This window comes from Xenorhabdus sp. BG5 (genome assembly GCF_015163665.1).
GTDB lineage: Bacteria > Pseudomonadota > Gammaproteobacteria > Enterobacterales > Enterobacteriaceae > Xenorhabdus.
On the sequence record NZ_JADEUG010000026.1, the window covers coordinates 38862 to 54175 of the forward strand.

Below are 15314 nucleotides of genomic sequence, written 5' to 3' on the forward strand. Positions count from 1 at the left end.
TCTGGACAGATTATGACAGAACCACGTTTTGTACACTTACGTGTTCACAGTGATTATTCAATGATTGATGGCTTGGCTAAGATCGGCCCATTGGTGAAAAAAGTCGCCAAATTGGGGATGCCAGCTTTTGCGATCACGGATTTTACCAATTTATGTGGATTGGTGAAATTCTATGGCAGCGCTCATGGTGCCGGTATCAAGCCCATTATTGGTGCAGATTTTTATGTGGAAAGTGATTTGTTGGGGGATGAATATGCCCATCTGACGATCCTTGCCCGTAATAATGAAGGTTACCAAAATCTGACTTTGCTGATCTCTCAAGCTTACCAAAAAGGTTATGGCGCGATTGGCCCGACTATCCGGCGGGAATGGCTGGTGAAATACAAAACAGGGTTGATCCTGCTGTCGGGTGCGCGCATGGGGGATGTGGGTAAATTCCTGTTGCGTGGCAATCGTGCGATGGTGGAGCAATGCCTCGATTTTTATCAGGAACATTTTCCTGACAGCTATTACCTTGAGTTGATCCGTACTGGACGTCAGGATGAAGAAAACTATCTTCATGCGGCAGTGGCACTGGCGTCAGAAAAAAATCTTCCTGTTGTGGCAACCAACGACGTTTGTTTTCTTGAAAGCGAAGACTTCGAAGCTCACGAGATTCGGGTTGCTATCCACGATGGTTATACACTGTCTGATCCGAAACGTCCTAAAAATTACAGCCCTCAGCAATATCTACGCAGCGAGCAGGAGATGTGCGAGCTTTTCTCAGATATTCCTGAAGCGCTACAAAATAGCGTAGAAATTGCTAAACGCTGTAATGTCACGATCCGTCTTGGTGAATATTTCCTGCCGCAATTTCCGACGGGAGAAATGAGTACTGAAGATTTTCTCATTGAAAAATCCAAGGAAGGGTTGGAAGAACGTCTGGAATTTCTCTATCCCGATCCAGAAGTCAGGGCGCAAAAACGTGCAGAATATGATGAGCGTCTTGATATTGAGCTGAACGTTATCAACCAGATGGGATTTCCTGGCTACTTCCTGATCGTAATGGAATTTATCCAGTGGTCGAAAGACAACGGTGTTCCCGTTGGTCCAGGGCGAGGCTCTGGTGCCGGCTCCCTTGTGGCTTATGCGTTAAAAATTACCGACCTCGATCCGCTGGAATTCGATCTGCTGTTCGAACGTTTCCTTAACCCTGAACGTATTTCCATGCCCGATTTTGACATCGATTTCTGTATGGAAAAACGTGATCAGGTTATCGATCACGTTGCAGATATGTACGGGCGAGATGCGGTATCGCAGATCATCACTTTTGGTACGATGGCGGCGAAAGCGGTTATCCGCGATGTTGGGCGTGTACTTGGGCACCCTTATGGATTTGTGGATCGGATATCGAAACTGGTGCCTTCTGATCCGGGTATGACACTGGAAAAAGCGTTTGCCGCCGAGCCACAGTTACCTGAAATTTACGAAGCGGATGAAGAGGTTAAAGCGCTGATAGACATGGCGCGCAAACTGGAAGGTGTCACTCGTAACGCAGGTAAGCATGCCGGTGGTGTTGTTATTGCACCAACTAAAATTACTGATTTTGCACCGATTTATTGTGATCCAGAAGGGCAAAACCCGGTTACCCAGTTTGACAAAAACGATGTGGAATACGCAGGCCTGGTTAAGTTTGACTTCCTTGGCCTGAGAACCCTGACCATCATCAACTGGGCACTTGAGATGGTGAATGGACGTCGTGCCAGAAAAGGGCTGGAACCGATTGATATTGCAGCTATTCCGCTGGATGATCAGCAAAGTTTCGATATGCTGCAACGCTCTGAAACCACGGCCGTATTCCAGCTTGAATCCCGCGGAATGAAGGATTTAATCAAACGTCTGCGCCCTGACTGTTTTGAAGACATGATCGCATTGGTGGCACTGTTTCGTCCTGGGCCGTTGCAATCAGGCATGGTAGATAACTTTATCGACCGTAAACATGGTCGGGAAGAACTTTCCTATCCTGATGTTGAATGGCAGCACGAATCCTTAAAACCTGTATTGGAGCCGACTTACGGTATCATTCTGTATCAGGAACAGGTGATGCAGATTGCGCAGGTTTTGGCTGGTTATACCCTTGGTGGGGCAGATATGTTGCGCCGTGCGATGGGTAAGAAAAAACCAGAAGAGATGGCTAAACAGCGGTCGGTATTTGAAGAGGGAGCGGTAAAACAGGGCGTTGATGGTACGCTCGCCATGAAAATCTTCGATTTGGTAGAGAAATTCGCGGGTTATGGCTTTAACAAATCTCACTCCGCAGCTTATGCACTGGTTTCTTACCAAACGTTATGGTTGAAAGCGCACTATCCAGCAGAATTTATGGCTGCCGTAATGACAGCGGATATGGATAACACTGAAAAAGTCGTTGGGCTGGTGGATGAGTGCTGGCGCATGGGGCTGAAAGTTCTTCCTCCTGATATTAATAGCGGCTTGTATCATTTCCATGTCAATGATGATGGCGAAATTGTTTACGGCATTGGTGCGATTAAAGGTGTGGGTGAAGGACCGATTGAAGCGATTCTCGAAGCCCGACAGAAAGAGGGGCATTTCAAAGAGCTATTCGACCTGTGCGCACGTGTTGATACCAAAAAAATAAACCGTCGGGTGATGGAAAAACTGATCATGTCCGGTGCTTTTGATCGGTTGGGGCCACATCGTGCGGCACTGATGTCTTCCCTGGAAGGAGCGCTGAAAGCAGCGGATCAACATGCCAAAGCCGAAGCTACAGGGCAAACCGATATGTTTGGTGTGTTGGCTGAAGAACCAGAACAAGTTGAGCGTTCCTATGCCAGTACTCCGAAATGGCCAGATCAGGTGGTATTGGATGGTGAGCGGGAGACTCTGGGTTTGTACTTAACGGGACACCCAATCACAGGTTATTTGAAAGAGATTGAACGATATACCAATGGATTGCGTCTAAAAGATGTGAACCCGACACCTCGTGGCCAGGTAACAACTGTGGTAGGTTTGGTATTAGCTTCCAAAATAGTGACGACCAAGCGGGGAAACCGGATTGGTATCAGTACATTGGATGATCGTTCAGGACGCCTGGAGGTCATGCTGTTTTCTGATGCGCTGGAAAGGTATCAGCATTTATTGGAACAGGACAAAATTTTGATTGCTACCGGACAAGTCAGCTTTGATGACTTCAGCGGTGGGCTTAAAATGACAGTTCGTGAATTAATGGATATCAGCGAGGCACGTGAAAAATTTGCACGTGGGCTTGCTATCTCGTTATCAGACAGGCAAATTGATGAACAATTATTGAGCCGTCTTCGTGGTGCATTGGAGCCACACCGTTCAGGTACGATACCGGTTCATCTTTATTACCAGCGGGTAGATGCCCGCGCCCGTTTACGATTCGGGGCGACATGGCGGGTAACGCCAACAGACACCCTTTTGACCGATCTGCGAACTCTGCTGGGTAATGAGCAGGTAGAATTAGAATTTGACTAGAATAGGAACATTATGAGTCTGAATTTTCTGGATTTTGAACAGCCGATTGCCGAGCTGGAAGCGAAAATTGATTCGCTTACCGCAGTTAGCCGTCAAGATGAAAAGCTAGATATCAATCTGGATGAAGAAGTCCAGCGTCTGCGGGAAAAAAGCCTGGAGCTGACTCGCAAAATTTTCGCTGATTTAGGGGCATGGCAAATTTCCCAGCTATCACGCCATCCTCTGCGTCCTTATACACTGGATTATATTCAGCGTATATTTACTGACTTTGAAGAGTTAGCGGGTGATCGTGCTTACGCAGATGACAAGGCTATTGTGGGAGGATTAGCGCGTATTGATGGCCGTCCTGTCATGATAATAGGCCACCAGAAAGGGCGTGAAACCAAAGAGAAGATCCGCCGTAATTTTGGTATGCCATCACCGGAAGGTTATCGTAAGGCGCTGAGGTTGATGGAAACGGCCGAACGTTTCAAATTGCCAATCATTACTTTCATTGATACTCCTGGTGCCTATCCTGGGGTAGGTGCAGAAGAGCGTGGTCAGTCAGAGGCTATTGCACGTAACCTGCGTGAAATGTCTCATCTTTCTGTACCTATCATCTGTACTGTGATTGGCGAAGGGGGTTCTGGTGGTGCATTGGCGCTTAGTGTTGGTGATAAAGTCAACATGTTGCAATACAGCACCTTCTCTACTATCTCTCCTGAAGGTTGTGCTTCCATTTTGTGGAAAAGCGCTGAAAAAGCACCATTGGCGGCTGAAGCAATGGGGAATACCGCACCACGCCTGAAAGAATTGAATCTGATTGATACTGTTATTCCTGAACCATTGGGCGGAGCACACCGTCACTATGAAAAAATCGCCGAAACCTTGAAGGCTCAATTGTTGGCTGATCTTTCTGAATTGAGTGAACTGGACAGTGAAGAATTAGTTAACCGTCGTTATGAACGTTTAATGCAATACGGTTACTGCTAAGATCTGAAATATTTGAATCGCTAATAGCGGCTTGAACGTATTTATCAGGTGGAAATACTAAGGAGTGATAGCTCCCTGGTATTTCCGCCTGTTTTGCTGTTTGTGAGGGCGAAATCATCACGGCGTATCTAATCTAATATTATCATGCCCAATGATATTGGGATGGAATGGGTGCCTTGTGGGCTGGGCTTTAAAATAATAAGTTGAGTTTTCTATGGCCAAATATAAATATATTATTTATGCGTTTTCTTGCGTGTTTATCTGGAGCTTTATTCCTTCTATATCGCGTTTTGGTCAGAAAGAAATGGATCACTTTCAATATTTATTCTGGTCAAATATTTTGTCTGTTTTAGCGGTATTTGTCGTTGCTCTCATGATGGGGAGAAGTTGGAAGGGCATTTTATTCATTCCTTTGCCCGTTATGCTTAAGGTTTTGATCTTAGGTGCTTTGGATTGTTTCTTCTATTTGCTGCTTTACTATGGTTATTCCATTGAAAATGGTGTTGCTGTTTTGGTGATCCAATATAGCTGGCCGTTAATGATTATTGCATTGTCATTTTTCCTGTTTAAAGAAAAATTAACGATCAGGCAAATGATTGGCATTGCCATGGGTTTTATGGCTGTTGTGATCACTTTCACGAAAGGAAATATTACCGAAATTGCGGTAGAGCATCCGCAGGCATTGTTGTTGGTATTTAGTGGATCATTTTGTTTTGCATTAATGTCGGTATTATCGAGGCAATTTGCTATTGATCCCTATATTAGTACATTCTGGGTATTCCTCTGTTCTACCTTTGTCTCTTCGGTATTTATGTTTGCTTTTAGTAGCATTAATTTACCTGTCGGTGATTCACTGATGCCAACATTGCTTAATGGCATCATACTGAATGGAGTCTCTTATATTATTTGGTTCAAGGCCATGAATAGCCCAGATTCTCATAAGATTGCCTCAATCTTATTTTTATCACCCGTCTTGTCGATGATGTGGATTATTTTGTTTTTTGGTGATGCGTTTGTCCCTGCTTATGTGATTGGGTTAGTGTTGGTTATCATTTCTGGATTACTCTGTATCAGTGCTAAGAGAAAGACTTCTGAACAAGATGAATTGATGGATGATCTGATTGAGGATTGATCAGGCAAAATGAAAAAAGGTTTGGCTCTATAATGGCAAGTACTCATGATCTTCTACTCACGGCGTTGGCAGAGCAAATTGGTCAGCATAAAAAGATTTTGATCGGATTTAGTGGCGGTTTAGATTCCACGGTATTGCTGCATTTGCTTGTTCGTTTGCGAATCCAATCTTATCAATTGAGTCGTGAACGAATGGCGTTAAGGGCAATCCATATTCATCATGGCTTAAATCCAAAGGCGGATTTATGGGGCGAGCATTGCCGTCAGGTTTGTGCTGACTGGCAGGTGGATTTCCGAACCGAAAAAGTTCAGCTTAATACTCGCCAGAATGGGATTGAAGCTGCGGCTCGAAATGCACGTTATCACGCTTTCCAACGTGAGTTACAACCGGATGAAATTTTAATCACGGCACAACATCTTGATGATCAGGCAGAAACGTTCTTATTAGCATTGAAACGGGGCAGTGGCCCGGCGGGATTATCTTCCATGCCTGCCAGAATGCCATTTGCAGGAACGACATTAATTCGTCCATTGTTAAATGTAAGCCGTGCAGAATTGGAAGAATACGCACTGATACAAAAATTACCATGGGTAGAGGATGACAGTAATCAAGATGATCGTTATGACCGTAATTTCCTGCGTCTGAATATCATGCCATTACTCAATCAGCGTTGGCCTCATTTCCCCCAGGCAGTTTCCCGTAGCGCCAGCTTGTGTGGTGAGCAAGAACAATTACTGGATGAATTGCTGCAAGAGTCTTTGGATTCATTGATTACCGCAGAAGGTTCGATATCTATTCCTCCTTTGGAAAGCAGTTCTGAGGCAAAACGAAATGCATTGTTGCGGCGATGGCTCAGTCAGTGTGGGGTAAAAATGCCGGCACGAGAGCAGCTTCAACGTATTTGGTCAGAAGTGGCACTCGCCAGACAAGATGCAGAACCGCGTTTTAGGTTAGGGCACTATGATATTCGTCGTTATCGGCAGCAACTTTGGTTACTTCCGCAATATCAAAATCTGGCGGGAACTATTCTTGCATGGGATTTACAACAGGCATTGACGTTACCAGATGGGTTGGGAACGCTGCTCTGCGCTAAAGAAAATGGCATGACAGTCAGAAAGCCAACCGCTAATGAGCAAGTGACAATTCGTTTTGGTGTTCAGGGGAATATTAGTATTGTGGGACGACAACATTCCCGCCACAGTAAAAAACTGTGGCAAGAATTTGGGGTTGCGCCTTGGCTCAGAGAGAGAACACCTTTGCTCTATTACAACGAAAAACTGATAGCCGCGTTGGGGGTTTTCATCACTAAAGAAGGGCAGAATTTGCCTGATAACGAAGGAATTTCAGTTCAGTGGAAGAAAATTACCCACCATATTTAATGGCAGGGTGAGTGACATAACGTGGGTTGTAGAGTATTACTCCTTGATTTATAAATATTTTTACATAAAAAGTCCTTATCTTAATAAGGACTTTGGGCAGAAGGTGCTAATCGTTATTCGCGATCAGATTTAAGAATGCTCGATAACAATCGTTCCAATTTCTGGATTGCTGAAACTAATAATGTAATCTAACCTTAATTCACGGGTTCCTTCATTTGAATCGACGAGAAGATATTCAATTTTTTTTCTTAAAATCAGCTTATTAGCTTTTCCTTCAAGTGTTTCACCATCTCGCAATTGGAGATGCAAGTGTAGCTGGCGTTGGCATGCTAGCTCAAGGTTATCGTAATCATCACAGTTAATTGGTTGATATTCTTCGTTATCTATAGACATATTTGCTCACCACTATGTTAGTGGCGGTTATCGTGCCGCCCGTGATTGACCAAAATCAAATGCAAAATGCTACTTACGACTATAGCACAGTAAGCTTCCCGTTATACGAATAAGTCGGTGAGACTTTCGTTGAAACAGAAAGCGGATGAAATCTGTATCTTACCAGTATGCAATAAAATAAAGTCATGCTATTCGATTGCTCTCTCCGTGCATTTTGGAACCCAGTAGAGTAATGTCAATTTTATTAGGTAAAGTTTATGCTTTGCTTGGAAGTCGGTAATTATCTTTTTGAATTTATTGGATCAAATGATGAATAAAAAAATATTGCTTGCATTGTTGGTTGCTGGTGTATTCACCGCTACAGGATGCCAGAATACCTCCGTAACCCAGGATAGCCTTGTATCTGAGGAAAAGTCTCCGCCAACCGAAAACGTGTTTAGTGGTGTTGTACCTTGTGCGGATTGTGCAGGTATCGAGACTACCTTACAACTTGCTAAAGATGGGACATATATATTGGGGCAAACCTATTTAGAAGCCAAAAATGAAGAAAATACGTTTTTTGAAACCGGTCATTGGGTGATAAACGGTAAAAAGATTGTCTTAAGTCAGCAAGATGGCCAAAAATCTTATTATCAGATGAAAGGCGAAAATTTGGTTATGCTGGATATCGACGGCGAGCCAATTCAATCAAGCTTCAATTATGAATTAGATAAAGTCAAACCGAAAAAACTGGCCGGAGAATACAGCTATTTTGCTGATTCCGCTCTCTTTACAGAATGTGGTACAGGAAAGCGTTATGATGCTGCGGAAAATATCGATTTAGAACGTGGCTATAGCGCCATGGGCGTAGAAGGTGGAACCCCTGTTTATGTGGAAATAGAAGGCTATTATACGGTTCGTCCTTCAATGGAAGATGGCTTGTTTGATAATGCCGTGGTCCAAACAGGTAAAATTCATTTTGATAAAGCCTCTTCCTGCCATACTAAGAAATAACACACAACAGCGGTGCATAATCTATTGAAAAACCTGCGTATTCATTACGCAGGTTTTCTAAAAGCTGACAAACAAAATTAAGCTTGTTGAATATGGCCTTTCAGGTAATCAACAATATTTTCCAGTTTCAGCATCTGTTTATCACCAGTACGGCGGTATTTATATTCGATCTCACCGTTATCTAAGTTACGATCACCGATAACCAGGGAATGTGGTACACCGATCAGTTCCATATCAGCAAACATAACACCAGGGCGTTCTTTACGATCATCAAAAATGACATCAATGCCGCTGGCACGTAAGTCGGCATACAATTTTTCAGCGACTTCTTTCACGCGGTAAGATTTGTGCATGTTCATTGGCAGAATAGCCACTTGGAATGGGGCAATAGCATCTGGCCAGATAACGCCACGATCATCGTGGTTCTGCTCAATGGCTGCTGCAACGATACGGGTGATACCAATACCATAGCATCCCATAGTGATAACTTGATTGTGTCCATCTTCATTTTGCACAGTGGCTTTCAAGGCATCAGAATACTTGGTGCCTAATTGGAAGATATGACCAACTTCAATACCACGCTTGATTAACAGTGTTCCTTTACCGTCTGGGCTGGTGTCACCTTCAACGACATTACGGATATCAGCCACTTCTGGTAGTGGTAAATCACGCTCCCAGTTAATGCCGAAATAGTGTTTGTCATCAATATTAGCGCCTGCGCCAAAATCACTCATGATAGATACGCTGCGGTCAATAATGACAGGCATGGGCAGATTGACTGGACCTAAAGAGCCAGGGCCTGCTTCCACGATGGTACGGATTTCTTCTTCGGTCGCGAAAGTCAGTGGGCTGGCGACCAAAGACAGTTTTTCTGCCTTGATCTCATTCAGTTCATGATCACCACGTACCAGCAAGGCAACTAATTTATGCCCGCTTTCTTCTGCGGCATGAACGATCAGAGTCTTAACGGTTTTTTCAATTGGCAGATTAAATTGTTCTACTAGCTCAGCAATGGTTTTGGCGTTTGGTGTATCGACCAGACGCATTTCTTCAGACGGAGCCGCACGCTCTTGAGATGGCATGACTGCTTCAGCCAATTCAATATTAGCCGCATAATTAGACTCGGTAGAGAAAACGATATCATCTTCACCGCTGTCTGCCAGGACCTGGAATTCATGGGAAGCACTGCCACCGATGGAACCCGTATCAGCCAGAACTGCGCGGAAATCCAAGCCGATGCGGGTAAAGATTTTACTGTAGGCATCGTACATTTTATCGTAAGTTTCTTGCAGGGACTCCTGGCTGGTGTGGAAAGAGTATGCATCTTTCATGATAAATTCACGTGAACGCATGACACCAAAACGTGGGCGAACTTCATCACGGAATTTGGTCTGGATCTGGAACAGGTTCAGTGGAAGCTGCTTATAGGAAGTGACTTCGTTACGAACCAGATCAGTGATAACTTCTTCATGGGTTGGTCCCAAAACGAAAGGGCGTTCACCGCGATCAACAAAACGCAGTAATTCTGGGCCATATTGTTCCCAACGGCCACTTTCCTGCCACAAATCTGCTGGCTGAACGACTGGCATGGAAACCTCAACCGCTCCCGCATTATTCATCTCTTCACGAACAATGTTTTCAACTTTTTTCAATACGCGAACACCTGTTGGCATCCAGTTGTACAGGCCTGAAGCGAGTTTACGGATCATTCCAGCACGAAGCATCAGTTTATGACTGACGACTTCTGCATCAGCAGGTGTCTCTTTTAACGTAGAGAGCAGATATTGGCTAGTACGCATAGTAAGTTTCCATTGGATAGCGAAAAATAAAGGCAAATCGCTAGTCTACCAGTGAGATTGCGATGTCAAAAGGAGTTTTAGCGGTGTTCGATAGAAACCACTTCGGTTATGGCATTAAAAACGCGCCAGCGGACGTTAAAATCCAAGAGATGAACAGCATATATGCGGTCTTCCTGCGCTTTTTTACGGTAGGCAGGACGAGGATCTTGAGCCAATACTTGGCTGATAAAGCGCCTCAAATGAGGATAATGGGTTTTGTGGGATAAAAGTTGGTATTCCGCTTCTGGTGAGAAATTCACTGTCATATCTGCCTCTGGTGCGGCTTGGGCAAAACCCGCCTTGGCTTCTGGTCGTGATTCGGCAAAAGGCAGGTAAGGCTTGATGTCGATAACCGGTGTCCCATCCACCAAATCCAAACTACCCAGTTCCAGAATGACTCGGTTGTTCTTGCACTGAATATCTCTCAATTCTACCAGTGACATGCCAATTGGGTTGGGGCGGAAGGTTGAACGAGTGGCAAAAACACCCATTTTGGCATTTCCGCCTAAACGGGGTGGGCGCACTAATGGATTCCAGCCACCATTCATGGTTTGGTGGAAAACAAAAATAATCCATAAATGACTGAACTGCTCCAGCCCGCGTACTGCATCAACCTGATTGTAAGGCGCAAGTAACTCTAGCTGCCCTTTACCATCTTCGACCAAACCCGGTTGACGGGGAATGGCAAATTTCTCTTTGTAAGGAGAATGAATGGTCCCTATTTGCGTAAAATGAAAATCTGCCATGAGCGCTTTTTATTAATAACAATTATTTATTGGTTGTCAGTAATGCAGTGCCTTCACAAATAGCAATTTGGTAGCAACCCTGACCCGGTAAAATTGCACATTGATGAAGTAAGACTGCGTTTGCGTTTAGATAAGAGGCTTTTGCCAGCATATTTTGTCGTGCGGTTGCAATACTGGCGGGAGAGTCTTGCAACGTATTACGGCAGGATTCTCCGGCTACAATACCTAACTCTTTAAATGGTAAACCTAAAAGCTCATCCGGCTTGGTATAGAGGCGAACATAAGAGGATACCTTGCTTTTTTTGACTGACTGATGTTTCAACTTCGGATCTGACATACTAGATTTATTGAACTGGGTTGATGGTGAAGTACACCCAGCTATAAAGAGCGCTATGAAACAGACAGATAACACACGCATCGAGTTGAATCCTCATTAAAATTAAAAATGGGTGGATATTTTTATATCCACCCAATGATTTTAAGCTTGATTAACTAAATAGGAAAGATTACCAGCCTTTTATTGCTCCCCCCTTAAAGGCTTCATTGGCTTCTTTTGCTACTTCTGGAGACTGATACGCTTTCACAAATTTTTGCACGTTTTCAGCGTCCTTATTGTCTTCGCGGCTGACAATGATATTGACGTAAGGTGAGTTTTTATCTTCAACAAAGATGCCATCTTGCTCTGGAGTTAAACCAATTTGCCCCGCATAGGTATTATTGATAATAGCGAAAACAATCTTTTGGTCGTCCAGTGCACGTGGTAATTGTGGACCTTCCAACTGTACGATATCCAGGTGCTTAGGATTGCTGGTAATGTCCAAAATAGTTGGCAGTAGACCCACACCCTCTTTCAGAGTGATAAGACCTTGTTTTTGTAATAACAACAGAGCGCGGCCTTGGTTCGTCGGATCGTTAGGGATGGCAATTTGAGAACCTTCTTGCAGTTCATCCAGTGACTTAATTTTTTTGGAGTACGCCGCCATTGGGAAAATGAAAGAGTTACCAACAATGGCTAATTTATAGTTACGTTCTTTCACTTGCTGATCTAAAAAAGGCTTATGCTGGAAGACATTCACATCAATATCCCCCTTACTCAATGACTCATTTGGCAGAACGTAATCATTGAATGTCGTCAGCTCAACATCAAGGCCATATTTGTCTTTAGCCACTTGTTTAGCCACTTCAGCAACTTTAAGTTCAGGTCCTGCAATAACGCCAACCTTGATATGGTTTGGATCACGTTGTTCCTGTCCGCAACCCGCAAGAATTAATGTACCTAACAATGCACTGATTGCTGCAATAGATTTCAATTTTACTGACATATTTTCACCCCTATTGAATACTGATTTATAACCTGTCTTATCAAGTTACTGCGTACTACTATAATGAGGCTCTTATTCCCTTCATCTTTCAAATTGCAGCCAATAAAGCAGCAACTTGAAATTTGTCGGGTATAGGTATAAGCCTTGCCACTTTGTTGAAAATAATTTATTTGCGATTAACGGCTTTCACTAAATGATCACCGCCGACCTGAATCAAGAACACTAAAACAACTAATAATGCTAATACGGTATTCATCACTGTTGCATCGTAGCCGATATAACCATATTGATAGCCAATCTGGCCCAAACCACCGGCACCAACAGCGCCACCCATTGCGGAATAGCCAACTAATGTAATTAAAGTGATAGTGGCGGCATTAAGCAAACTGGGTAATGCTTCCGGCAATAAGATCTTTTTGACGATTTGAAATGGGGTTGCTCCCATTGCACGCGCTGCTTCAATTAAACCAGTCGGAATTTCCAATAATGCATTTTCCACCATGCGGGCAATAAATGGTGCAGCACCCACAGTCAGCGGAACAATGGCTGCCTGCAAACCGATTGATGTTCCCACAATCAGACGGGTAAATGGGATCATCCATACCAATAGAATAATAAAAGGTATTGAACGCGTAATATTTACCAATGCAGAAAGTATGCGATAAAACGTACCATTTTCAATTATCTGCCCAGGGCGAGTAACATATAGAAGCACACCCGCCGGCAATCCAATAACAAAGCCAAAGAAACCAGAGACGAAAGTCATGACGAGGGTTTCCCAGACTCCTTTAGCCATTAATAAAATCATTCCTTCAGACATAACCGAGAACCTCTACTTTCACATGATGCTCTTCTAAAAATGCAATTGTTGATTTGATGCTATCGCTTTCCCCATCTAATTCAGCCAGCATAACCCCAAATTTAACACCACCGGCATAGTCAATTTGGGAACTTAATATGCTGATGTCGATATTAAAACGGCGAACGGCTATCGAGATTACAGGTGCATCAACGGATTTACCTGTGAACTCCAGCTTCAATAATGGACTGCGATCAGGCGCGTATTCCGGTTGCAACTTCTGCAAGTAATCTTCTGGAATATCCAAATGCAACGTAGATTTGATAAATTCCTGAGCAACCGGTGTCTTGGGATGCGAAAATATCTCGCTCACAACATCTTGTTCGATCAATTGTCCACCACTGATGACAGCAACTTGATCACAAATACGTTTAACGACATCCATTTCATGGGTAATAAGAAGAATGGTCAAACCCAAGCGACGGTTAATGTCTTTTAATAATTCCAGAATAGAACGTGTTGTTGCTGGATCCAGAGCGCTGGTGGCTTCGTCACACAAAAGCACTTTGGGCGAGTTTGCCAGGGCCCGTGCAATCGCAACACGCTGCTTTTGACCACCTGATAAATTGGCAGGATAAGCATCATGTTTTTCAGCAAGGCCAACTAACTCTAGTAATTCGTTAACTCTGGCCTTTATTTCGGCTTTAGGTGTGTTATTAAGTTCCAAAGGTAACGCAACATTGCCAAACACGGTTCTGGATGATAACAAATTAAAGTGCTGGAAAATCATACCAATATGGCGACGGGCACGAGTAAGCTCACGTTCTGAAAGAGAAGTGAGATCTTGCCCTGCCACTAATACCTGACCAGAAGTTGGCCGTTCAAGCATATTCACACAGCGAATTAAGGTACTTTTGCCTGCACCCGAAGAACCAATAACGCCATATATTTGCCCCTGCGGGACATGTAGGTTGATATCTGAAAGCGCTTTTATCGTGCGCTTTCCTTGTTGAAATATCTTATTTATCTGAGTCAGTCTTATCATTTTTTTCTTATTAGATGTAAAGATGAATGACTTGAGAACATTTCAACAAGTCATGAATTAAAGTGGATGTTAAGGCGTCTAGACGTCTAAGTCAACTAGGAATAAATTAAATGCTGCATTCTCAATCAGTAATAAATCATGCGATACTGTCCACTTGGTACATTCTTGGAGTAATCAGGTGACTCAAGGTATTCCCGCCGTATTTTTAGATCGTGACGGCACAATTAACATCGATCATGGTTATGTACATGAGATAGATAATTTTCAATTTATTGATGGTGCTATTGAAGCCATGCTGGAATTGAAAAAAATGGGCTATGCTCTGGTTTTGGTGACCAATCAGTCAGGTATTGCTCGTAAGATTTTTACTGAAGATCAGTTTATGCAATTAACAGAGTGGATGGATTGGTCATTGGCGGATAGAGGTGTTGATTTTAATGGCATCTATTATTGTCCGCATCATCCAGAAGCAGAGGATGAAGAATATAGGAAGAGCTGTGACTGTCGTAAACCACAACCAGGTATGTTGTTAGATGCGCAGAAAGAATTACATATCAATATGTCTTCTTCTTATATGGTAGGAGACAAAATAGAAGATATGTTGGCAGCCAAAGCTGCGAAAGTTGGAACCAGCGTTCTCGTTCGCACAGGAAAACCGATAACAGAAGAGGCAGAACAAGCTGCGGATTTGGTCATTAATAGTCTGTCAGACTTGCCAAATGTAATAAAAAATAGGCAAAAATGACCTTTTGGGCTAAATTGTGAACGCTTAAATAAAAAATCACAAAAAAGACTTGCCTAAATTAGAAGGCTCCCTATAATGCGCTTCCGTTGTCACGACAAACACACAAACCGGTCGGGATGACAACGTGAAAAGCCCTGAAAAATAAGGCTTGACACGGTAAGAGGAAAGCGTAAGATACGCAGCCTCGCAACCCGGAAGTGATTTCCGGTTGCCAACGCTCTTTAACAAGTTAATCAGACAATCTGTGTGGGCACTCGCAAGAGACTATCGATACGCCGAAAGGCGAGCAAGATTCAAGTCTTAAAGAGTGACTAAGCAGTTAATTCATTATGAACTAACAGTAGAATTCTTTGAGCATCAAACTTTTAATTGAAGAGTTTGATCATGGCTCAGATTGAACGCTGGCGGCAGGCCTAACACATGCAAGTCGGGCGGCAGCGGGGGAAAGCGTGCTT

Annotated in this window: 13 protein-coding genes and 1 rRNA gene; 7 read left to right on the forward strand and 7 right to left on the reverse strand. The window is 43.5% G+C overall.

Going from position 1 to position 15314, the window contains the following annotated elements; translation table 11 throughout:
• The first annotated feature begins 12 nt into the window (after positions 1-12).
• From dnaE to tilS, 4 genes are all read left to right on the forward strand, one after another.
• Complete coding sequence (dnaE, locus tag IQ209_RS13430; RefSeq protein ID WP_193851777.1) at positions 13-3495, forward strand: DNA polymerase III subunit alpha; 3483 nt, start codon at positions 13-15, stop codon at positions 3493-3495.
• Between the two features lie 12 nt (positions 3496-3507).
• The gene (gene accA / locus IQ209_RS13435) at positions 3508-4467 is read left to right on the forward strand and encodes an acetyl-CoA carboxylase carboxyl transferase subunit alpha (protein WP_193851778.1); all 960 of its coding nucleotides are present in this window, start codon (positions 3508-3510) and stop codon (positions 4465-4467) included.
• Positions 4468-4681: 214 nt separating this feature from the next.
• Positions 4682-5599 carry a DMT family transporter gene (locus IQ209_RS13440; RefSeq protein WP_193851779.1) on the forward strand — a complete coding sequence of 306 codons (918 nt, stop codon included), beginning with the start codon at positions 4682-4684 and terminating at the stop codon, positions 5597-5599.
• A gap of 32 nt (positions 5600-5631) precedes the next feature.
• Entirely contained in the window at positions 5632-6978 is a 1347-nt protein-coding gene (tilS, locus tag IQ209_RS13445; RefSeq protein ID WP_193851780.1) for a tRNA lysidine(34) synthetase TilS, read from the forward strand.
• A 129-nt stretch (positions 6979-7107) separates the two neighbouring features.
• On the opposite strand, the gene rof is transcribed toward tilS, so the two are convergent.
• Positions 7108-7371: a Rho-binding antiterminator gene (gene rof, locus IQ209_RS13450; RefSeq protein WP_193851781.1), complete on the reverse strand. Its 264-nt coding sequence runs from the start codon at positions 7369-7371 to the stop codon at positions 7108-7110.
• Positions 7372-7677: 306 nt separating this feature from the next.
• On the opposite strand from rof, the gene nlpE reads away from it, so the two are divergent.
• On the forward strand, positions 7678-8364 hold the full coding sequence (nlpE, locus tag IQ209_RS13455) for an envelope stress response activation lipoprotein NlpE (protein WP_339378883.1): 687 nt from the start codon (positions 7678-7680) through the stop codon (positions 8362-8364).
• Between the two features lie 77 nt (positions 8365-8441).
• Here the strand turns inward: nlpE and proS are convergent, their stop codons facing one another.
• From proS to metN, 6 genes are all read right to left on the reverse strand, one after another.
• The gene (proS, locus tag IQ209_RS13460) at positions 8442-10163 is read right to left on the reverse strand and encodes a proline--tRNA ligase (RefSeq protein ID WP_193851783.1); all 1722 of its coding nucleotides are present in this window, start codon (positions 10161-10163) and stop codon (positions 8442-8444) included.
• Between the two features lie 77 nt (positions 10164-10240).
• Positions 10241-10948 carry a tRNA (N6-threonylcarbamoyladenosine(37)-N6)-methyltransferase TrmO gene (gene tsaA / locus IQ209_RS13465; protein ID WP_193851784.1) on the reverse strand — a complete coding sequence of 236 codons (708 nt, stop codon included), beginning with the start codon at positions 10946-10948 and terminating at the stop codon, positions 10241-10243.
• A gap of 22 nt (positions 10949-10970) precedes the next feature.
• Positions 10971-11366, reverse strand: coding sequence for an Rcs stress response system protein RcsF (gene rcsF, locus IQ209_RS13470; protein ID WP_193851785.1), 396 nt, complete (start codon positions 11364-11366; stop codon positions 10971-10973).
• An 88-nt stretch (positions 11367-11454) separates the two neighbouring features.
• Complete coding sequence (locus IQ209_RS13475; protein WP_193851786.1) at positions 11455-12270, reverse strand: MetQ/NlpA family lipoprotein; 816 nt, start codon at positions 12268-12270, stop codon at positions 11455-11457.
• A 166-nt stretch (positions 12271-12436) separates the two neighbouring features.
• Positions 12437-13090 carry a methionine ABC transporter permease MetI gene (locus tag IQ209_RS13480; protein ID WP_193851787.1) on the reverse strand — a complete coding sequence of 218 codons (654 nt, stop codon included), beginning with the start codon at positions 13088-13090 and terminating at the stop codon, positions 12437-12439.
• On the reverse strand, positions 13083-14114 hold the full coding sequence (gene metN / locus IQ209_RS13485; RefSeq protein WP_193851788.1) for a methionine ABC transporter ATP-binding protein MetN: 1032 nt from the start codon (positions 14112-14114) through the stop codon (positions 13083-13085). Before metN ends, IQ209_RS13480 begins: the two co-directional genes overlap by 8 nt.
• Before the next feature lie 178 nt (positions 14115-14292).
• Between metN and gmhB the strand changes: the two genes are divergently transcribed.
• Entirely contained in the window at positions 14293-14859 is a 567-nt protein-coding gene (gmhB, locus tag IQ209_RS13490) for a D-glycero-beta-D-manno-heptose 1,7-bisphosphate 7-phosphatase (protein ID WP_193851789.1), read from the forward strand.
• A 366-nt stretch (positions 14860-15225) separates the two neighbouring features.
• Positions 15226-15314, forward strand: a 16S ribosomal RNA gene (locus IQ209_RS13495); the annotation flags it as partial.

Excerpts from the sequence above, each read along its gene's own strand:
- dnaE (WP_193851777.1), top strand. The coding sequence starts at position 13 with ATGACAGAACCACGTTTTGTACACTTACGTGTTCACAGTGATTATTCA.
- accA (WP_193851778.1), top strand. The coding sequence starts at position 3,508 with ATGAGTCTGAATTTTCTGGATTTTGAACAGCCGATTGCCGAGCTGGAA.
- IQ209_RS13440 (WP_193851779.1), top strand. The coding sequence starts at position 4,682 with ATGGCCAAATATAAATATATTATTTATGCGTTTTCTTGCGTGTTTATC.
- tilS (WP_193851780.1), top strand. The coding sequence starts at position 5,632 with ATGGCAAGTACTCATGATCTTCTACTCACGGCGTTGGCAGAGCAAATT.
- rof (WP_193851781.1), bottom strand. The coding sequence starts at position 7,371 with ATGTCTATAGATAACGAAGAATATCAACCAATTAACTGTGATGATTAC.
- nlpE (WP_339378883.1), top strand. The coding sequence starts at position 7,678 with ATGATGAATAAAAAAATATTGCTTGCATTGTTGGTTGCTGGTGTATTC.
- proS (WP_193851783.1), bottom strand. The coding sequence starts at position 10,163 with ATGCGTACTAGCCAATATCTGCTCTCTACGTTAAAAGAGACACCTGCT.
- tsaA (WP_193851784.1), bottom strand. The coding sequence starts at position 10,948 with ATGGCAGATTTTCATTTTACGCAAATAGGGACCATTCATTCTCCTTAC.
- rcsF (WP_193851785.1), bottom strand. The coding sequence starts at position 11,366 with ATGCGTGTGTTATCTGTCTGTTTCATAGCGCTCTTTATAGCTGGGTGT.
- IQ209_RS13475 (WP_193851786.1), bottom strand. The coding sequence starts at position 12,270 with ATGTCAGTAAAATTGAAATCTATTGCAGCAATCAGTGCATTGTTAGGT.
- IQ209_RS13480 (WP_193851787.1), bottom strand. The coding sequence starts at position 13,090 with ATGTCTGAAGGAATGATTTTATTAATGGCTAAAGGAGTCTGGGAAACC.
- metN (WP_193851788.1), bottom strand. The coding sequence starts at position 14,114 with ATGATAAGACTGACTCAGATAAATAAGATATTTCAACAAGGAAAGCGC.